Here is a 19,763-nt window from a genome sequence, read left to right on the forward strand (position 1 = left end):
ATTCATGATAAAGAAGTATTCGTTGCCATTGTAGCGCAGCTTGGCGGTGTTCGACACCATCATCTTCTGGGCGTCCTCCAGCTTGACTTCCCCCGCCTTTATCCGCGCCTCATATGATGCCATGAGGCTGACCGCGACATCCGCCACGTTGTTGAGGGCAAGCTTCTTTTCTTCCATCAGTTTCCCCTTGACGAGGGGGATGAAATAGAACAGCATGCCGGCCAGGATAATCGCTATTGTCAGCATGGATATGCTCATTACCTTTGTTCCAATGGACCAATTATTAAAACGCTTCATAGAAAGAACCTCCTTTAGGGTGCTGGCCTGAGCCGCTTGTAGTAACGAAAGGATTGCAGTGACGGCACCTTGTGAATCGCCGTTCGAACAAGTGTATTAAGAATGGCCTGCCTCTCTTTTCCCGTCAGCTCGCCATCCCGAACCCCGCGCCGACACAGGCGGCGTCCGTCAGACGTGCCACGTCCATGATGAGGGCCACTGTCCCGTCTCCGAGGATCGTCGCTCCCGATACACCCTCTATGTCCCTGTACGCCTTGCCCAGGGACTTGATGACCGTCTGGTGCTCGCCTATGACATTGTCGACAACGAGCCCTATCCTGTTGCGCTCTACCTCTGTTATGACGATCTGCTCTATATCGGGCCTCGTCCCCTCAATGGCGAATGACTCCCTGAGGCGGATGTAGGGGACGATCTCCCCCCGTATGTTCGCAATATCCCTGCCGTGGGACATCTCCACATCGCTCCGGGAGAGCTCGACACACTCCTGGACTATGGTCAGCGGCAGAATGAAGAACTGCTGGTCTATCTCCACGAGGAGGCCCTCTATGATGGCAAGGGTGAGCGGAAGCTTCAAGGTAACCGTGGTCCCCTCTCCCTTCCGCGAGCTTATCTCCACGGAGCCCCTCAGGTTGTCGATGGTCCTCTTCACAACGTCCATCCCGACGCCCCTTCCCGACACGCTCGTTACCGCCCCCGATGTGGAGAAGCCGGGCGCGAAAACGAGGGAGAAGGCCTCCTTGTCCTGGAGCTCCACGTCGGGGCTGATGAGGCCCTTATCCACGGCTTTCCTGCGTATGGCATCCCTATCTATCCCCGCCCCATCGTCGGTTATCTCAATGAGGACGTAGGCACCCGAGTGCCGCGCCGCTATGTGGAGCAGCCCCGCCCTGGGCTTGCCGAGCGACTCCCTGACATCGGGGGACTCTATGCCGTGATCGATGGAGTTCCTGATGAGATGGACGAGCGGGTCATTCAGCCTTTCGATAACAGTCTTGTCGAGCTCCGTTTCGGCGCCCTCCGTCGTCATTTCCACCTCGCGCCCGAGTTCCTGGGACAGGTCGCGCACGAGCCTCTTGAAACGCCCGAAGGTCGTCCCTATGGGAAGCATCCTGATGTTGAGGGTGTTGTCCCTCAGGTCGCCCGTCAGGCGCTCCACTTCTTCAGCTATGGAGACGAGTTCGGGGTCGCTGAAGCGCGAGGCCATCTGGCTCAAGCGGGCCTGGACGGTCACCAGCTCTCCCACGAGGTTGACGAGGGTGTCAAGCTTATCTGCGGTTACGCGGATGCTCGATGTCGTCTCCTGATCCCGTTTTGCCGCCTTCTTCACCTTCCTGAGATGCTCCTGCTCCACGAGGGCCGATTCCACCTTCTCCTTCGAGACAAGGCCCTTCTCGACGAGGATCTCGCCAATCTTCTTCTTCCCCGAGAGGGTCCTCTCAAGCTCCTCGCCGTCAATGTCGCGTCTCTCGACGAGTATTTCCCCGAGCCTCTTCGTTCCCTCCTCCTCTATCAGGGAGGAGTCCTCGCTGTCTATCATGGATATGTCGATGGTGCTCGCCTCGTCGATGAAGATGAATACGTCTTTTATGGCGTCCACACCCCTGTCCGTGGTGACGATGATATCCCAGGAGACGTAGCATCTCTCGGGGTCGATGTCCTCAAGGGAAGGTATCATGTCGAGGTTTGCGAACATCCTGCACTCCCCGAGGAAGTGGAGTTCGTTGAGGAGGAGAAGGGGGTTCGTCCCCGTCACGAATATGTCTACGGAGGGAACGAAACGTATCCGGAATGTGCATTCCGGCCGGTTTGTTGGGGGTAACGACGAAGCCTCCCGTGTTTCTACATCAGTCGGGTTTTGGGGAGGGCCTTCTTTCTGTTCCTTCGCAACGGCGTGGAAGGAGTCGATGAGGATCTGTGCGTCCTCGGGCGGGGAGGCTTCGTCGGTGGGGGCTTGTATCATGAGGCGAATGAGGTCCTTCGCCCTGAGGGTAAGGCTTATGAGTTCTTCGGTGACGGTGAGTCTGCCCTCACGAACATCGTCGAAAACGGTTTCTATGGTGTGGGTGAAACGGGCCACGTCGTCGAAGCCGAACATGGCGCCCGAACCCTTTATCGTGTGGAGGGCGCGAAAGACCCTGCCTATGAGTTCTGAGTCAAGGGGGTCCTCCTCGAGCTCCAGAAGTGCCGCCTCGAGGTCGGAGAGAAGCTCGAAAGCCTCCTCGATGAATGTCTGCCTGTGGTTGTCCATCATTTCACCTTGCCTTCCTTCTTCTGCCAGAGACAGGTCTCTCCGGAGCACCCTTCCGCGCGGAGGAACCCTCCCGCTGAGATCACCCGCGAGACCGCGGGGGAGAGATCACCGACCTTAAGAGACCGGGATGCGGCAAGCGATGTCCTGTGGGCTGCGCATAGAAGCTGGAAAAGAGACACGTCGCAGTCGGTGACGTAGGCGAGGTCGATGGTGAGATTCCCGACCCCCAGCTCCCGGGCAAGGACACCCTTGAGTTCAACCGCACTCTGGACTGTCACATCGCCGTGGAGAGAGAGGACCGTGCCATGTTCTGATTCTTCTACCCTGCTGTCCATTCTTCATTCTCCTGTAAGTGAACTCAATGTATATATCTCCTTTGTCGCCCCGTCACGAAGGTCGAATATGCCCCGTTGTCTGATTCTCGTGTAGGATAATGCCGAAACACATGTAGGATACGTCCTACACCCAGAATTATTTGTCATAAGGCTCCCAAATCTTGTAAGATTCTATATACAGGCGACAGGTCACCTTATCGGTCTCTTGATGGATGGAGAAAATGATGGAACAGGAATTCCTGAAGACACTGGAGCACTTCGGCCAGCATCACATCCTCGAACACTATCGGGCGCTATCCTCTCACCAGAGGGAAGGCTTCCTGGCTGCGAATGCCAGCCTGGACCTCCGCCTGGTGTTCAACCTTTACAAAAAGTTCAGCCAGGCCGACGACTCCGGGCAGGCCTCCGGTGTTATCAGACCCCCCGGCGTTGTCTGCATACCACGAGACCACCGCGAGAACGATGACGCTCTTAAGGCGCGATCCGTTGGTGAATCCCTGCTCCGGCGCCAGAAGGTGGCCGTTCTCATCGTGGCCGGCGGCCAGGGCTCGCGGCTCGGCTTCGAGGGCCCCAAGGGCACCCTCCCACTCTCGCCGATCAAGGGGAAGACGCTTTTCCACCTTTTCGCCGAGCAGGTAAAAGCCCTCAGCGTGCGATTTGGCGTCACCATACCTCTTCTCATCATGACAAGCGGCGACAATCATGAGGACACGACAAAGTTCTTCCATGGGAACCGCTATTTCGGTCTGGATCCCGACACGGTCCATTTCTTCTCCCAGGAGGTTCTCCCGGCCCTCTCCCCCGAAGGCGGCCTCATCCTTCGCGATATGGTTCACTTCTATACGAGTCCCAATGGCCACGGAGGTTCGCTGAAGGCGCTTTCCGACAGCGGTCTCCTGGCAAAACTGATAGAGGCGGGCTACGAACACCTCTTCTACTGCCAGGTTGACAATCCTCTCGTCAGGATAGCCGACCCTGTCTTTCTCGGGCACCATTCGCTGGCCCTTTCCCAGGCATCGACAAAGGTCGTGCGTCGAAGGAGCGTGGATGAAAAGGTGGGCGTGTACCTCAGTCTCAATGGAAAAGACACCGTCATCGAATACAGCGACCTCGACGAGAGCTATATGAAGGCCCTTGATGAGAGGGGCGAAGTGCTCTACTGGGCCGGCAATACGGCCATCCACATCTTTTCCCTTTCATTTATCAGGGACATCAACAGCGACGGTTTCGCCCTGCCCTATCATCGCGCAAGGAAATCCGCCTACGTGGTTTCCGCCGACTGGGAGCCCGCAAGCATCGATGTATGGAAGTTCGAGACCTTCGTCTTTGATGCCATACCGCTGGCCGAAGGGACCTGCTGCATGGAGGTGGCGCGGGAGGAGGAATTCGCGCCCGTGAAGAACAAGGAGGGTTCCGATTCGCCCGAGACCGCCCGACGGGCGCTCATGGACCTGCACCGGAGCTGGCTGAAGAAGACAGGCTCCGAGGTCCCGCCGGACGCAAAGGTAGAGATAAGCCCCCTCTTCGCCACCGATCCGGATGACCTCGCCAACAGGCTCCGCGACAAAAGCATAACCCTTTCCGCCGAAATGTATATCGAGTAAAGACGGTGTCTTTTCTTTATTCCCCCTTTCCCACCCGGTGCATCTTCATAAAATTCGTCTTGCTCCGCGTCGCGATGGGATGACCCGCCACGAGTACGATGACATCACCCTCTCTTGCCAGTTCCTTTTCCACGAGGAATCGGTCCGTAGTTTCGATCATCCTGTCAGTATTCGTCAGCTTCCTCACCTCGTAGGGGATGACCCCCCGATAGAGGCTCATTCGCCTTACCACCGATTCATCCGGCGACAGCGCAATGATGGGCATTGTGGGTCTGAACTTGGAAATGAGCCTTGCCGTGAAACCCGTCATGGTGAAGGCCACGATGCACCTTGCCCCCATCTCTTCGGCTGCGCGCGAGGCCGCCTCGGCGACAGCCTCGGCGAATTCGAAGGACGAGTCCTCCCGGGGCGGGACATAGGGCATCTTCGGGGCCTTCGTCAAACGCCCTTCAGTGAAGCTGATGATCCTGTCCATGACCTCCACGGCGTCAAAGGGGTATTTACCCGCCGACGTTTCCGCCGAGAGCATGAGTGCATCCGTCCCGTCAAGCACGGCATTGGCGACATCCGTTGTCTCCGCCCTCGTGGGACGTGAGTGCCCGGTCATGGATTCCAGCATCTGCGTTGCTGTTATAACGATCTTTCTCGCCTCGTTTGCCGATCTGATGAGGAGCTTCTGGACCATGGGCACCTCTTCCAGGGGCATCTCCACTCCCAGGTCCCCGCGCGCCACCATGATGCCGTCGGCCTCACCGAGGATGGCGTCGATATCGCCTATGGCCTCTTCCTTTTCTATTTTGGCGATGAGGGGAATCGAAACGCCCCGCGCTTTCAGCCATGTCTTCACCTCCCTGACGTCACCGGCACTCCTGACGAAGGAAAGGGCAACGTAGTCCACGCCCATCGTGATGCCGAAATCGATATCCGCCCTGTCCTTTTCAGTGAAGAAAGGCGCGCTCACCTTCATCCCGGGCAGATTCACACCCTTATGTTCCTTGAGAATGCCCCCTTCAACCACAACAGTGTCGAGCCCTTCCCCCGAGGTTTTTTGGACCTCGAGCTGGATGAGCCCGTCATCGAGAAGAATCCTGTCTCCGGGACGGGCATCCTCTACAAGCCAGGGGTAATCGATAAAGACACACCGGCTGTCGCCCTTCTCATTGCCTGTGCGTATCTCGAGGGGCCGGCCTTTTTCCAGGTTCACTTTGCCTCCGGAGAGAGAGCCCACCCTGATCTTGATCCCCTGCAGGTCCTGGAGGATCGCCACGCGTCTGTGAAGCTTCTTTTCGACCATCCTGATCTTCCTGATCAGGGACCCGTGGGATTCGTGGTCGCCATGGGAAAAGTTGAGGCGGGCGACATCCATTCCTTTCGCCACCAGCATTTCCAGAGCCTTCCTGCTGTGGGTCGGCGGACCAAGCGTGCAGACTATTCTGGCCTTTCTCATGCGCTTTCCTCCTGTCCTTCAATATGTTTTCAGGCGATGCCTGAAAGGTCCCTCGTATCCTCGAATCTGTCTCCGATGTGTTCCAGCAGTTTTTTCATCTCCCGCTCCCGCAGGCCCGCCGTGAAGTCCTCGGCAACTTTCCGGGCCTCGATCATAATGTCGATGTCACGGACGACATCCCCGATACGGAAGGCAGGCATACCGGACTGCCTCACGCCAAGCATGTCCCCGACACCCCGTATCCTCAAGTCCTCCTCGGCGATGGCGAAACCGTCGTTGGTCTTCTCCATGATCCTGAGTCTCTTCGTGGCGAGATTCGTCCTTTGCGTCGATGCCAGAAGCAGGCACCGGGACCTGAGCGTGCCCCTGCCCACCCTGCCCCTGAGTTGATGCAGCTGCGACAGCCCGAACCGTTCGGCGTTCTCCACGACTATCATGGTCGCCCGGGGCACGTCAATACCCACCTCTATGACGGTCGTGCAGACAAGCACATCGATCTCGCCATGTCGGAACCCATCCATCACATCTTCCTTGTCCCTGGCGCTCATCCTTCCATGAAGAAGCCCTACTCTGTACTCAGGAAATACCGAATCCTGAAAATGAGAGGACATACCTGTTGCATCGCGGATCCCCATCTGCTCCGATTCCTCGACAAGGGGACAAACGATGAACACCCCGTGACCGTCCCCAAGTTCTTCTCTTATCATGGCGTGGGCCTTCTCCCTTTGATCGTCGGAAAGCACCTTCGTCACCACCTTCTGTCTCCCGCCGGGCATTGCATCGATAACGGAAACGTCGAGGTCTCCATAGACAACCATGGAAAGGGTCCGGGGGATGGGGGTCGCGGTCATGCTCAGGACATCGGGGCGGCGCGACTTGTCCTTGAGCCTTTTGCGCTGTTCAACGCCGAAGCGATGCTGCTCGTCAATGATCACCAGGCCCAGCTTGTTGAACTCCACGTCGGCCTGGATCATCGCATGGGTGCCGATCACGATGGGCGTGGCGCCCGTTCGTATCGCGTCCAGGACGCCCCGCCGCTCGCGCCCCATGCCGCCCTTGAGCAGGGTCACGGGAACGCCGAGTTCTGCGAACCACCGGTGGACATTGAGATAATGCTGCTCGGCAAGGATCTCGGTGGGCGCCATGAAGGCAGCCTGGAACCCGTTATCGATGGCCACACAGGCGCAGGCAACAGCACACACGGTCTTTCCCGATCCCACATCACCCTGAAGGAGCCTGTTCATGGGGATGTCCCGAACCATATCGGATATGATCTCCGTCATGACACGCGATTGCGCCCCGGTAAGCTGAAATCCCAGGTTCTCAAGGAACCTGCGGTAGAGAGGGCCGTTGGCCGCAAAGGATATCCCCCGTTCCCTATGAACCTTTCTTTTCCTCGACATGAGGGTTATCTGAAAATGGAGATACTCTTCGAGGATAAGCCTGTTGACGCCCCTGTTCCCCTTCTCTTCGGTGAAATCCTCTCCATCGGCCCGATGGACGCACCTGACCGCGTCGGCAAAGTTCATCAGGTCAAAACGCTCCTCCATCTCCCGCGGCAGAATACCTTCAGGTGAGGAATTAAGGACGTTCACGGCCTCGGAGACGATGTTGCGCAGGAATCCCTGCTTTACCCCGTCGATCTGCGAATAGATGGGAAGGACCCCCGGCGCCCTCCCCGGGGCTTCGTCCTCGCCGAGGACCGTCACCTCGGGATGGACGATCTGCAACGCCTCTCCGAACTTCCCTACCTTTCCCGAAAGAAAGAGCAAGGCCCCTTTCTGGCAGATCCTCTGAAGATAGCCCTTTGACCACTGGAACCATTTCAGGGAAAGGGAGCCCGTATCATCGGTGACGATCACCTCGAAGCCCTTTTTGCGGGCATGCCTGAAGAACATGGACCGGTAGGAATCGACGGAGGCCAGGACACAGGCACCCTCACCGGCCCTGAGTTCCCCGATCTTTTTCACCGTCCCCCTGTCAAGCCAGCGTATGGGGACAAAGTAAAAGAGGTCATCGACACACTGTATCCCCTTCTTCACCATTCCCTTCCCGATCACCGGCCCCACCCCCTTCAGGGACATGACAGGCAAACGGCGCGGGTTTTCATTTTCCAGCATAACGTTTATAATACAACAACGGCACAGGGAATGGGAAGGGCAACGGGCTGTCTTTACCATTCATCGCCCAATTCGGTTTGTATAGGGGGAATCGCCATGGAGATATTGAAAGAGGTCACTTTGCACACGGTCACGTTGAGTGTTGTCAGGGGGGACCTCACCGAGAGCGACGTGGACGCCGTAGTCAATGCCGCCAATTCATACCTGCAGCATGGAGGAGGGGTGGCCGGCGCGATCGTCCGTAAGGGGGGATCCATTATCCAGGAAGAGAGCAACAGGATCGGCTTCGTCCCCGTCGGCGGCGCTGTATTGACAACGGCGGGCAGCCTCAGGGCGCGCCACGTGATCCATGCCGTCGGCCCTATGTGGGGCGAGGGAGACGAAGAGAACAAGCTAAAGAAGGCCGTGCGCAGCGTCCTTGGCCTCGCACGTGAAAAAGGGTTCTCGTCCATTGCCCTGCCAGCCATCAGCGCTGGTATATTCGGCTTCCCCAAAAAGCGCTGCGCCGAGATCATCGTCGGTGAAACCGCCGATTTTCTTTCCGACAATTCGATGCCCCTCCCCCTCAAGAGCATATCTTTCTGCCTTATGGATCCCGGTATCATCGATTTCTTTATCGGAGAGCTTGCCGGTCTGGAAGGGAGATAGATACCATGTGCGGGATATTTGGCGTATTCAACCAGCGGGACGCTGCCAATCTTACCTATCTCGGTCTTCATGCCCTTCAGCACAGGGGACAGGAGAGCGCGGGCATATCCTGCACCGACGGAGAGATCATGAGGACCCATCGCGAGATGGGGCTCGTTTCGGACATATTTAATGCCCCCGTGCTGTCGCAGCTCCCCGGCAGGTCCGCCATCGGTCACGTCAGGTATTCCACCATGGGTTCGAGCACCATCGCCAACGCCCAGCCCCTCATGGTCGAATATTCGCAAGGTTTCCTGGCCATGGCCCACAACGGAAACCTGACCAACGCGAAGATCGTGAAGGATGAGCTTCAAAACTACGGCTCCATCTTCCAGTCCTCTTCCGATACGGAGGTGGTCATCCACCTCATGGCCCTCGCTCATGAGGATTCCACCGTGGAGCGTCTCATCAGCACATTGAAACGGATGGAGGGTTCCTATTCCATCGTTGCTCTCACCAATAAGGAGCTCATCGCCGTGCGGGACCCCTACGGCTTCAGGCCGCTGTGCCTCGGCAGGCTGAGGGGCGGCTATGCCGTGTCGAGCGAGACCTGCGGGTTCGACCTCATAGGCGCCAAATTTATCAGGGAGATCGAACCAGGAGAACTGCTTCTCATCAACAGCGACGGCCTCACGTCATTCAAGCCCTTTAAGGATACGGACCACAGGCATTGCATCTTCGAATTTATCTATTTCGCCCGGCCCGACAGCTACATGTTCGGCAAGACCGTCTACAGCGTGAGAAAGGCCCTCGGAAGACAATTGGCCCGGGAGAGCGCCGTCGACGCGGACATGGTCATCCCCATACCCGATTCCGGGATAAGCGCCGCCATCGGCTATTCCCAGCAGACCGGCGTCCCTTTCGAGATGGGACTCATCAGGAACCACTATGTGGGCCGCACATTTATAGAGCCGAAGGATTCTATACGCCATTTCGGAGTAAGGTTGAAATTGAACGCACTGCGTGATATCGTAAAAGGCAAACGAATCGTCGTTATCGACGACTCCATCGTCAGGGCGACCACAGGCAGGAAGATCATCAAGATGCTCAGACAATACGGCGCGAAGGAGATACATTTCAGGGTGAGTTCGCCTGCTACGACCCACCCCTGTTTTTACGGGATCGACACCCCTTCGCGGTCCCAGCTCATAGCCGCGTCGCATACACCCGCCGAGATCAACGAATACATGGGTTCGGACTCCCTCCATTACCTGACGATAGAGAGTATGCGCAAGGCCCTCGGAAAGGGCGATTATTCTTATTGCGACGCCTGTTTTTCCGGCATGTACCCATCCAGGTTCCCCTGGGGCATGGAACTCGAACAGATGGAACTGTTCGCCAAAGGAGAAAAATGATGACAGATGACCGCAGCGCACTCCTCAAGATCCTCAAGACCTTATCCTACGAGGAAGGGGAATTTACCCTTGTCAGCGGGAAAAAGAGCAGTTTTTACATAGATGCCAAGGAGACGACACTTAATCCGGAAGGCATGTACCTGGTGGGCAAGATGATGTACGGTATGACCCGGCAGATCCCCGATGTTCACGCGGTCGGCGGCGTCAGCATCGGCGGCGACCCTCTCGTGTCTTCCGTGGTGCTCGCAGCTTACCTGGAAAAGGACGATCTGAGGGGTTTCCTGATTCGGAAGGAACCCAAAGGCCATGGGACTAACCAGTGGATCGAAGGCGGGAAGAACCTGAAGAAGGGAATGAACGTGGTGATCCTCGAAGACGTGGTCACCACCGGCGGGTCCTCATTGAAAGGTATTGAGGCTGTTGAAAAGGGAGGGTATACAGTGAAAGGCGTCGTCGCGTTGCTCGATCGCCTTGATGGTGGCAAAGAGGCTATAGAATCCAAGGGTTACATATTTAAATCTATATTCAACCTTAAGGATGTCAGAAGTTAACAGTAATATCCTTATAAAATAGCATCATACTGACTCCAAATCACCCTGCAATACCTGATCGATATGGGAGAGAAGCTCCTTCTTTCCGTAGCCCGTGCGGGCTGAAAAAAGGTGGGCTTTGGAACCGTTGACGAAGGCTTCGAAAGAACGTCTTTTCTTCGCAATATTGCTCTGGGTCTCCTTGTCGACCTTCGTCAGCACGGGCGTGAAGGGAAGGCTGTTGGAAAGGAACCACTCCACGAGCATCCTGTCGAGGTCGTCAGGATCCCTCCTCACATCAAATAGCCAGATTATGCGCCTGATGCGGTCATTCCCCAGCAAATAACCCTCGACCATTTTCTGCCAGTCCCGTGCCATTTCCCGGGAGATCCTCGCATAGCCGAACCCGGGAAAATCGGAAAAAACCACCCAATCCCGCCTTCCTCCCGATTCATAGAGGACCTTATAGATGTTGATCATCTTCGTGGCGCCGGGCCGGGAACTTGTCCTTGCCACGCGCTGGGTAACGGTCGCGTTGATGAGCGACGATTTGCCCACGTTCGACCTGCCGACAAAGCAGATCTCGGGGATATCCCCCATCTCCGTGTCCTCAGGCGCAGATACGCTTTTTACATACTTGGCGTCGATTATCCTCATGCCCTTCCTAACCCCTCTTCCCGGACAGGCTCCACCGTGTGTGCCTTGATCAAGGCGTTCAGGATGTGGAGGATGGCAGCCGGGTCGTCACTCTGGATGTTGAGGACGTTGTCTTCTATCTCTTCCTTGAGGTGAAGCCAGTCCACGGGAGGGGACTTGACCATGGTGATCTTGCCGTGCATCGTCCGGATGGATTCCTCTTCCTGGGAGACAAGTTCCTCGTGGAGCTTTTCTCCCGGCCTGAGGCCCGTGTAGACTATGTCCACATCGTCTCCCGCCTTGAGCCCCATGAGGCGGATCATGTCATGCGCGAGGTCGACTATCTTCACCGGCTCGCCCATGTCGAGGACGAATATCTCTCCACCCTTTCCCATGGCCCCTGCCTGCATGACAAGCTGTGCCGCCTCGGGTATGCTCATGAAATAACGGGTCATTTCCGCATGGGTCACGGTAACGGGACCCCCCTGCATGATCTGCTGCTGAAACAAGGGAATGACGCTGCCCGCGCTGCCCAGAACGTTGCCGAACCTGACGGCGATCAATTTCGTCATGCCCTGGCCGTTCATGCCCTGGCAGATGAGTTCGGCCACGCGCTTTGTGGCCCCCATCACATTGGCCGGACGTACCGCCTTGTCCGTGGAGATGAGCACGAACTTCTCCACCCCCGAGCGCAGGGAGGCCTTGACCACATTGTACGTCCCCTGGATATTGTTCTTGAGGGCCTCGAGGGGGTGGGATTCCATGATGGGTACATGCTTGTAAGCCGCCGCATGGAACACGACCTGGGGCTTGAAACTGTCCATGACGCCCTCAAGCCTCGCCGTATCAAGTATATCGCCGAGCATCATGGCATAGGGCTTGTCCTTGAACGCCTGAGAGAACTCCATATTTATCCTGTAAAGCTCATTCTCCACCCTCTCGTAGAGAATAAGCTGTTCCGGCTCCATCTTCATGATCTGCCGGCAAAGCTCGGAACCGATTGAACCGGCGGCCCCGGTGACAAGCACCCTCTTTCCCGTCAGGTACTCCCTGATCTGGTCCCTGTTGAGTTCGACGCGTTCCCTTCCAAGGACATCCTCTATCCTGATCTTGCGTATCTGGTTGACATGAACGCTCCCATTCAGGATATCGCTCATGGCCGGGACGGTCTTACAGGTTATCCCCGCCTCGTCGCAGAGCCTGACAATGTGCCTCATCTCCTTCCCCGTGAGAGAGGGTATGGCGATCACGGCCTCCTGTACGTCTTTCTTGTCGACGACCTTCACCAGGTCATCAACCTTCCCGAGAACGGAGACACCATGAATTCTCAGGCCCTTCTTCGCACCGTCATCATCGAGGAACCCCACAGGTTCATAACCGATCCGCGGGTTCTGGTTCATCTCCCGAAGGAGCATCTCCCCCGCCCTTCCCGCACCGATGATGAGCACCTTCGTCGTAGATTGCACAGAACGCAGGGGATAAAACTCCCTGAATAACCTGTAAAGGAAACGGGACCCCCCGACGAGGGCGACAATGATGAACCAGTCCATGACAAAGACGGACCGGGGAAAGTCGACGAGGCGGTAGACTAATCCGACATATACGAAGAAGAGAAAGGAACTCAGGACCGTCGCCTTCAGGATCCGGATGAGGTCATTCATCGACGCATAGCGCCAGACGCCGCTGTAGAGTCCGAAAACGGAAAAACAGACGACGCGCATCACCACGAGAACGGGCAGTGTGTTCAGGAACACCGCGAAGTAGTGGTCGGGGATGGTGAAATTGAAGCGCAGGAAGTAGGCCGACCAGTACGACAGGGCGGTGACCGCCATGTCGCTTATCAGAACGATAAGCCTCTTCGCGTTTCCTATGAGCCGAGTTCTCATCTTCTTTGAAAGTCCCTAAATCTTATACCAGCATAGCTCTGCATTTTCTATGGTTTTCTTATCCTGAACACGGCAAAGGAATACCGTTTGTAACCCTCGAACTCGGGAACGGGTATGCGCTCCAGTGTCGTCGGGGCGGAATTTTTTATGAACTCTCTCACGGCGGGACCCATGTTCTTCTCATCGACTATAAGGTAGGCAGCCTTGACGGAGACCAGGAAATCGTACATTGCCGAAGCGCGTATCTTTCCGGGAATGACGACATAGTTGGCGTCGGCATAGAAGACAAGGCGAGTCAGCCGGAGCTCGACGGCCAGTTTGTCATCCAAATGACCGGCCCCTTTCAGATAAATTCCCGCCTTCTTCATTTCCACCTTCTCATGTCCGGGCCACGCGAGTGTCCGGGGCAAAATAGCCGCGGACAGCACAGCCACGAACAGGAAGGTCGCATGACGGGCGGTGAGCCTCTTCGCCTTACTCCGTACCAGTCTTCTGATGCGCTCATTGAGTTCGAAAAAACCGATCCCGACCCAGAGGAAACTGGGTATGCCCATGAGAAGACCATGCCTGGTGCTCAAATAACCGGTCCGCGACATGTAGGCCCAGGACACCGCAAGGTAGACAAACAGCCATATCAGGACAGGAATTTCCCTGTCAGAACAGGGGTATACCCGTCTTCGAAAGACACCGAAGAACAAAAGACCGAGAAAGATGACGGGGAATGATCCGAAATACTTTGACAGCAGACCGACTGCGAGATGGATCTGATTCCTGGCGGAAGACCTCTCCGGAACCGATGCCGGCGTTTGGGGACCTGCCGACTCGGAAGCCCGGGCGGCCAGGACCTCGTCTGAATCGCCCGTGATAAGGGTCGGCAGCCTGGACCCTACCAGTCCCAGCTCCCATCTTCCCGTTTCGGCCTTCAGCAACGTTAGGGGCACGGCAAAGGTTGCGGGAAAAATGACAAGGACGACCAGGGCGTATATCAGGAAGGTCCTGACCCTGTGTTCCTTGTAGAGCAATACCCACACCATCCACAGCGTTATGATCCCGATGAGCGCTATGCCTTCCATTCGGGCCATTGCGGACAACCCGGCAAAGAAACCGGCTGCCGTCACCATGAACCACTTCCTGCGGGATATGCCCTCCCAGGCAGCCCAGAGGGCAAAGAGGGAGAAACACCAGAAAACGGGCTCCCTGAGAACATTGGAGGAGAACTCAAGTATCTTGTGGCTGACCGTGAAGGCGATCACGACCGCGACGGCTATCCTTGCGTCGAAGATGCGCTTGAAAAGAAGGTAGAGGGGCAGGACGGCAAGGGAACCAAAAGTGACGGAAACCATCCTCCCCGCAGTCTCCCAATTGGGAATTATCTTTTGAAACAGCACTATGAGAAAGGGATAGATGGTGTAGAAGCTCTCTTCCGACACCCGCTGCCACTGTCCTGCCTCGATCATCCTTGCGGTGTTGATGTACAGAACCCCATCAGGAGTGATCATGCCCGGCACCACCGCTCCATACAACCGCAGGAGCAAGGCGAATGCCAACAGGACAAGGGGGGTGAGCCTCTGGTATCGTGAAAGGAGATCCATATATGTCTCTTCAGGGGTGGCCGCGGCCTCAGAGCCCGCCGTCCGGCCTGCTCCTGTCCTTTTTTCCTCTTTCAGAGCCTTTGAACTCCGGCATCGTTTCAAAGCCCTCGGCCGAAATGCCCTCTCTCTTCACCACACTCACAGCGGTCAGCCAGAGTATCCTGAGGTCGAGCGCAAGGCTTGCGTGATCCACATACCAGACGTCGAGGTCGAACTTCTCCTCCCACGAGATCGCGTTGCGCCCATGGACCTGCGCCCAGCCTGTGATCCCCGGCTTTACCTCGTGGCGCCTCGCCTGATGATCATTGTACAAAGGCATGTATTGCATGAGAAGCGGCCTCGGCCCCACAAAGCTCAGGTCGCCCATGAGGACGTTGAACAGTTGGGGCAGTTCATCGAGGCTTAAGCTGCGCACCACCCTCCCCACACCGGTCAATCTGGCTTCGTCTGGCAGTATGCGTCCCTGCAGGTCACGGGCCTCATTCATGGTACGGAATTTCATGATGGAAAAAGGCTTGCCCCGAAACCCGGGGCGCACCTGCCTGAAAAGCACGGGACTGCCCATCGAGACATAGATAACAAGGGCGATCACCAGCATGGGGATTCCGAGTGCAATGATGGCTATGAGAGAAAGGACGACGTCTAAGACCCTTTTCATGAAGGACTGCGGGACACGGCGGCCAAGTATCCTGTAGTAGTCGAGCATGGCGGCGGTGATCCTTTCCCGGGAGAACCTCTCCACGGCAAAGGCTCTCGCCTTTTCGCCCATCCTTCTCGCCAGGGAGGGATCCTCCACAAACTTGACCATTTTAAGCATAAGATCGTGATGGGAGCCCGCCTCAAAGAGAAAGCCCGTGACACCCTCCTCGATGGCATCGGTGACGCCGTATATCCTCGACCCTATGGAAGGGATGCCCACGGCCGCCGCTTCTATAACGACGAGCCCGAACCCTTCCCGGTAGCTCGGCAGGCACAGGACATCAGATGCCGACATGAGCCCCTCCGGCGCATCGGTGGGACCCGTGATATGCACCCTGTCGGAGCACCGGGAGCAGATCTCGAGAACCTTCTCTCTCATGTTCTCTTCGTCGGGACCCGCAAGGACAAGGTGGACATTCCCGAAACTCGCGCAGGCACCGGCGAAGGCCCTCGCGAGGTCGAGGACACCCTTGTCCCTGTTCATTCTGCCGAGAAAGAAGAACACGACATCCCGAGGCCCGATGCCGTATGCGTCCCTGATGCCCTGCCTTGCGGCATCATCGAAATGGAACTTTCGGGAGTCGACGCCGCACATGGACCCGTTCCCTATGACCGCCGACCCGCGGCGGCCTACAATGCCCTGGGCAATGAGGAATTCCCTCTGCGAGGGGCTATCGACAAGGATATGCGTGGCGCAGCCGACAAGCACCCTGTCCATGGTCTTGAGCACGAATCGCCTGACACCGGTCAGGTTCTTCCACACCTGCCCCGTAAAGGTGTGCACCCTGATGGGCACGCGTGCAAGAAAGCCCGCCGCCATGGCGAGCAGCCCTGACTTCGGCATTATCGAATGGACTATGTCGAAGCGCTCCTCCCTGAATATCCGGTGGATGGCAAGAAGCGCCTTTACGTCGCTGATGAGGGATATGTTCCTCTCGATGGGCACCGGGATCACCTTTGCCTTGATCCCGTACTGTTCGAGAAATGTCGTGTTCTCCGTGGCGCAGACGACGCAGAGGTCGAAGTCGTCCTGGAGCAGGATCATGTGGTCAGCGAGAAAGGCCCTGATGGACATCTCCAGGGTGGCTACGAAACAGACCTTCTTCTTGTCCCTTGCGCTCTCGATCATAGTTTCGCCTGAAACCTTCCCTTCAGCTCGTCGCAGGACCCTCTTGTGATACATGAAAAGAAGCGACGACGGGACAAGGCCGAGGAGCAACGGCCGTGCCATGTGGATGAAGCAATACCATCTGCCTGTCAACCTCCTGGCTATCCTGCACCTGACCGTTGCCTCCTGCCATCGGGAGCCCATCCCTTTTCTGCCGTAACTGGAGGCGTCCCACCGCACCGCATAGAGGAATTCCGGCAGCGTGACCACTTTGCGGCCCCGGGCCACCAGCCTCGTGAAGAGATCGTAATCCTCCGCTATCCGGATGTTCTCGTCGTAGAGACCTGCCTGCTTCAAGTCCTCTTTCCTGACCATAACCGATGCGTGGATGACCTGGGACCCTTTCAGCCAATCCTTTTCTTCCGGAGCCATGGAAGCCCTCAATTCTCCCCATGGCGTCCCGTCCCCGTCGAACAACTGCGCGAAACTTCCCGCAACGCTCACATCCTGGCGACGGTCAAGGAGACCGACCTGTTTTTCAAGCCTATCGGGCATGGAAGCATCATCGGCATCCTGAATGGCTATAAGCTCTCCCCCGGCCTTCTCAATGCACCTGTTCCTGGAGTATGCCGGGCCCCTGTTCACCTCATTCCTGATAAGGACGAACCTTCCATCGCCGCGGGTAACATCGAGGAGCACATCCCACGTGTTATCCCGGGATGCGTCGTCACATATGATGCACTCCCAATCGGTGAAGGTCTGGGCCTTTATGGAATCAACGGCCGACGATACGACGGCCGCGCCATTGAAGACACAGATGATGACACTCACACGCGCCATGGACTGGTACCCCCGTGGTATCTGTTTATCTCGTCCTCCTCACGTTCATCCCCTATTCCCCTATTCTGTAGACAGCGAAGGAATATTCCCTGTAATCCTTAAACCCGGGGAGGTCGACCTTCTCCAGATTCATGGCGTCCGTATTGCCCTTGAAGCCCTTAACGGCGTTTTCGATGGTCCTTTCATCAACAACAAGGAAACGCACGTCAGCGCTCTTAAGGAAACGACCCAATGCGACAGGATCAATATTGGTGGGGATGTTAACAAAATCTCCCCCCTTATAAAAGGTCAATCTATTAATTCTCGGCTCCACAGCAAATCTCTCGTTCGAATAACCCATGCGTTTCAGATAGATACCGGCCTTTTTCATTTCGATCTTTTCATCCCCATAAGGCGCGACCGTCCGGGGGATCACCGATAGACAGATGAGAATGAGAAGGTAGACCGCAACGTGACGGGTGAGTTTCGGGTTCCACCGTGCTTTCCTGACAGCCCCTTCCATGCGGGAGCTCAGTTCCCAAAAACCAATGGAAACCCACAGCAATGAAGGGATTCCCACGAGAAGCCCATGCCTTGTGCTCACGTAGGAGACCTTGAATGCGTACACAAGGGATATCAGGAAGAATGCTGAACACCATATCAGGACAGGTATCTCCTTCCCGCTGCAGGGAATGATCCTTCTGCGGAACAGCCCGAAGAGCAAAAGCACGATCAGGACCACGTGGAAGGACCTGAAGAACTTGTAGGAGGTCTCCCAGAGGGAGAAAACGTATCTGTTGGTCATGACCCGGGTGAGAACGGACCCCGCCTGGCGGGATTTCAGGGAAGATCCGTCAATCTCCACCGGGAGGGGCTTATTCCTGCTCTGCAGCAGCTCAGGTATCTTCGTGGCCAGGTGGCCGAGTTCCCAGGCGCCAGCCTTGCTCTTGAGCAAGTAAAGGGGCGTAATGGACATCGCCGGAAATGCCACGAGAAAGACCATCAGGAAGGCAAGGAAGAGCCTGGCCTTTCGTTCCCGGTAGAACAGGACCCATCCCATCCACACGATAACGATCGCAAGAAGGGCCACTCCTTCGGTGCGGGTGAAGCACGACAGACCGGCAAAGAAACTTGCCGCAGCGATGAAGACCCACCTCTTTTCCTCTATGCCTTTCCATGCCGCCCAGAGGGATGTTATAGAGAAGCACCAGAAGAGCGGCTCCCTGAGGACATCGGAGGAATACTGCACAAGCCGGGGGCCTATAACAAAAAAGATCGATGCGACAAAGGCGATCCTCAGGTCAAACATGCGCCTCAGGAGAAAGAAAAAAGGCAGAACCGCAACAGAGCCTGCAGCTGCCGACGCCATCCTCCCGGCCGTCTCCCAATCGTGGAAGACCTTTTGGAACAGCACGATAACGAAGGGGTACGTACTGTAGAAACCGTCTTCATATACCCCCCTCCAATTGCCGTCATTGATGAATCTGGCAATTTTAATATACAGGATGCCGTCAGGGGTGATGACCCCCGCGGTAAGCACCATGTACACCCTCACGGCAAGGGCCAGAAACATCAGGGAAAGAGCTATCTTGACATCTGACTTAATTTCCTGCCTCTTCCAAAAACCTCATGCACATCAGGGGACTCATTTCCTCTTTGCCTCCACGATGATGATCTCTCCTTCAAGTATCTCCCGTGAAAAGAGATCTCTATCCTGAGGAGCTTTGCCCGCCGTTCTCCTGGTGATGATACTCTTTACCAGGGGATAGAGAAAGCTCCATTTGCCGGCTTTGACGTACCGGTTCGCATGGATCCCCGCCACTTCAAATCCGGCCTTTTCAAGGGCGTATCTCAATTCAGTGAAGGTCATCGGGTTAATGTGCTGATGATCGTATTCAGGGTTCCCGTGACGAAAATCATCGGGCAGTTTGATGAAGCGGAAGAAGTCGTGATAGCCATAGAACAGAAATCGCGTCCGGCTCTTGATGGACATGATGTTGGGTGTGGTGATAACAAGGCTGCCACCCGGCTTCAACACCCTCGCAAACTCCCTGACGCAGGAGAAAGGGTTTTCGAGATGTTCGATACCCTCGACACAGGTGACATAGTCGAAGGACGCGTCCTCGAACGGAAGGGTGCCGTTGAGGTCGACCTTTTTGAAGGGTACCTGCCCGCGGAGCCGAAAAAAGTCCTCGTCGATATCGACGGCCGTGATGTCATGGATGCCCATCAGCCTTTGCACCAGCGCCCCCTCGCCGGCAGGGGCGTCAAGGAGCCTCCCCTTTGGCATCCGCGTGAGGATGGAAACAACCCTGTCCTGTGTACCGGGGGCATTCTTGTCGATCAGTCGTGCCCCACCTTTTTCCGATGCTCTTCCTGCAATGGTTTCTGTCACGT

15 protein-coding genes are annotated in these 19,763 nt (G+C 56.4%); 4 read left to right on the forward strand and 11 right to left on the reverse strand.

All coding sequences use genetic code 11. From position 1 onward, the window contains the following. The 3 genes from PHC90_10305 to PHC90_10315 all read right to left on the reverse strand — a co-directional run. Positions 1-297: cache domain-containing protein (locus PHC90_10305; GenBank protein ID MDD3846738.1), on the reverse strand; the 297-nt coding region annotated here is incomplete at its 3' end. Positions 298-421: 124 nt separating this feature from the next. Beyond that, positions 422-2,548: a chemotaxis protein CheA gene (locus tag PHC90_10310; GenBank protein MDD3846739.1), complete on the reverse strand. Its 2,127-nt coding sequence runs from the start codon at positions 2,546-2,548 to the stop codon at positions 422-424. Continuing rightward, positions 2,545-2,883 carry an STAS domain-containing protein gene (locus tag PHC90_10315; GenBank protein ID MDD3846740.1) on the reverse strand — a complete coding sequence of 113 codons (339 nt, stop codon included), beginning with the start codon at positions 2,881-2,883 and terminating at the stop codon, positions 2,545-2,547. Before PHC90_10315 ends, PHC90_10310 begins: the two co-directional genes overlap by 4 nt. 221 nt (positions 2,884-3,104) lie before the next feature. On the opposite strand from PHC90_10315, the gene PHC90_10320 reads away from it, so the two are divergent. After that, positions 3,105-4,487 (forward strand): UTP--glucose-1-phosphate uridylyltransferase, encoded by a 1,383-nt coding sequence (locus PHC90_10320; GenBank protein MDD3846741.1) that lies wholly within the window; start codon positions 3,105-3,107, stop codon positions 4,485-4,487. 16 nt (positions 4,488-4,503) lie between these two features. On the opposite strand, the gene pyk is transcribed toward PHC90_10320, so the two are convergent. Both pyk and recG read right to left on the reverse strand, forming a co-directional pair. Further along, positions 4,504-5,934: a pyruvate kinase gene (gene pyk, locus PHC90_10325; protein ID MDD3846742.1), complete on the reverse strand. Its 1,431-nt coding sequence runs from the start codon at positions 5,932-5,934 to the stop codon at positions 4,504-4,506. 29 nt (positions 5,935-5,963) lie between these two features. After that, positions 5,964-8,054 (reverse strand): ATP-dependent DNA helicase RecG, encoded by a 2,091-nt coding sequence (recG, locus tag PHC90_10330; protein MDD3846743.1) that lies wholly within the window; start codon positions 8,052-8,054, stop codon positions 5,964-5,966. A 96-nt stretch (positions 8,055-8,150) separates the two neighbouring features. On the opposite strand from recG, the gene PHC90_10335 reads away from it, so the two are divergent. The 3 genes from PHC90_10335 to pyrE are packed head-to-tail and all read left to right on the forward strand — an operon-like array spanning position 8,151 to position 10,647. After that, positions 8,151-8,702 (forward strand): macro domain-containing protein, encoded by a 552-nt coding sequence (locus PHC90_10335; GenBank protein MDD3846744.1) that lies wholly within the window; start codon positions 8,151-8,153, stop codon positions 8,700-8,702. A gap of 5 nt (positions 8,703-8,707) precedes the next feature. Then, positions 8,708-10,096: an amidophosphoribosyltransferase gene (purF, locus tag PHC90_10340; GenBank protein MDD3846745.1), complete on the forward strand. Its 1,389-nt coding sequence runs from the start codon at positions 8,708-8,710 to the stop codon at positions 10,094-10,096. After that, complete coding sequence (gene pyrE, locus PHC90_10345; GenBank protein MDD3846746.1) at positions 10,093-10,647, forward strand: orotate phosphoribosyltransferase; 555 nt, start codon at positions 10,093-10,095, stop codon at positions 10,645-10,647. Before purF ends, pyrE begins: the two co-directional genes overlap by 4 nt. 24 nt (positions 10,648-10,671) lie before the next feature. Here the strand turns inward: pyrE and yihA are convergent, their stop codons facing one another. The 6 genes from yihA to PHC90_10375 form a co-directional block, all read right to left on the reverse strand. After that, the gene (yihA, locus tag PHC90_10350; GenBank protein MDD3846747.1) at positions 10,672-11,283 is read right to left on the reverse strand and encodes a ribosome biogenesis GTP-binding protein YihA/YsxC; all 612 of its coding nucleotides are present in this window, start codon (positions 11,281-11,283) and stop codon (positions 10,672-10,674) included. After that, entirely contained in the window at positions 11,280-13,148 is a 1,869-nt protein-coding gene (locus PHC90_10355; protein ID MDD3846748.1) for a nucleoside-diphosphate sugar epimerase/dehydratase, read from the reverse strand. Before PHC90_10355 ends, yihA begins: the two co-directional genes overlap by 4 nt. 47 nt (positions 13,149-13,195) lie before the next feature. After that, a complete protein-coding gene (locus tag PHC90_10360) occupies positions 13,196-14,740 on the reverse strand; it encodes a glycosyltransferase family 39 protein (GenBank protein MDD3846749.1) in 1,545 nt (514 codons plus the stop codon). A gap of 28 nt (positions 14,741-14,768) precedes the next feature. Further along, positions 14,769-17,387: a sugar transferase gene (locus tag PHC90_10365; protein ID MDD3846750.1), complete on the reverse strand. Its 2,619-nt coding sequence runs from the start codon at positions 17,385-17,387 to the stop codon at positions 14,769-14,771. A 52-nt stretch (positions 17,388-17,439) separates the two neighbouring features. Further along, positions 17,440-18,909: a glycosyltransferase family 39 protein gene (locus tag PHC90_10370; GenBank protein MDD3846751.1), complete on the reverse strand. Its 1,470-nt coding sequence runs from the start codon at positions 18,907-18,909 to the stop codon at positions 17,440-17,442. Between the two features lie 102 nt (positions 18,910-19,011). Next, positions 19,012-19,761 (reverse strand): methyltransferase domain-containing protein, encoded by a 750-nt coding sequence (locus tag PHC90_10375; GenBank protein MDD3846752.1) that lies wholly within the window; start codon positions 19,759-19,761, stop codon positions 19,012-19,014. Positions 19,762-19,763: the final 2 nt, after the last annotated feature.

The sequence above is a fragment of the Syntrophorhabdaceae bacterium genome, from assembly GCA_028698615.1.
Classification (GTDB): Bacteria; Desulfobacterota; Syntrophorhabdia; order Syntrophorhabdales; family Syntrophorhabdaceae; genus Delta-02.

Coding starts and splice junctions, on each gene's coding strand:
- PHC90_10310 (MDD3846739.1), bottom strand. CDS start 2,548: ATGATGGACAACCACAGGCAGACATTCATCGAGGAGGCTTTCGAGCTT.
- PHC90_10315 (MDD3846740.1), bottom strand. CDS start 2,883: ATGGACAGCAGGGTAGAAGAATCAGAACATGGCACGGTCCTCTCTCTC.
- PHC90_10320 (MDD3846741.1), top strand. CDS start 3,105: ATGATGGAACAGGAATTCCTGAAGACACTGGAGCACTTCGGCCAGCAT.
- pyk (MDD3846742.1), bottom strand. CDS start 5,934: ATGAGAAAGGCCAGAATAGTCTGCACGCTTGGTCCGCCGACCCACAGC.
- recG (MDD3846743.1), bottom strand. CDS start 8,054: ATGCTGGAAAATGAAAACCCGCGCCGTTTGCCTGTCATGTCCCTGAAG.
- PHC90_10335 (MDD3846744.1), top strand. CDS start 8,151: ATGGAGATATTGAAAGAGGTCACTTTGCACACGGTCACGTTGAGTGTT.
- purF (MDD3846745.1), top strand. CDS start 8,708: ATGTGCGGGATATTTGGCGTATTCAACCAGCGGGACGCTGCCAATCTT.
- pyrE (MDD3846746.1), top strand. CDS start 10,093: ATGATGACAGATGACCGCAGCGCACTCCTCAAGATCCTCAAGACCTTA.
- yihA (MDD3846747.1), bottom strand. CDS start 11,283: ATGAGGATAATCGACGCCAAGTATGTAAAAAGCGTATCTGCGCCTGAG.
- PHC90_10355 (MDD3846748.1), bottom strand. CDS start 13,148: ATGAGAACTCGGCTCATAGGAAACGCGAAGAGGCTTATCGTTCTGATA.
- PHC90_10360 (MDD3846749.1), bottom strand. CDS start 14,740: ATGGATCTCCTTTCACGATACCAGAGGCTCACCCCCCTTGTCCTGTTG.
- PHC90_10365 (MDD3846750.1), bottom strand. CDS start 17,387: ATGGCGCGTGTGAGTGTCATCATCTGTGTCTTCAATGGCGCGGCCGTC.
- PHC90_10370 (MDD3846751.1), bottom strand. CDS start 18,909: ATGGTGCTTACCGCGGGGGTCATCACCCCTGACGGCATCCTGTATATT.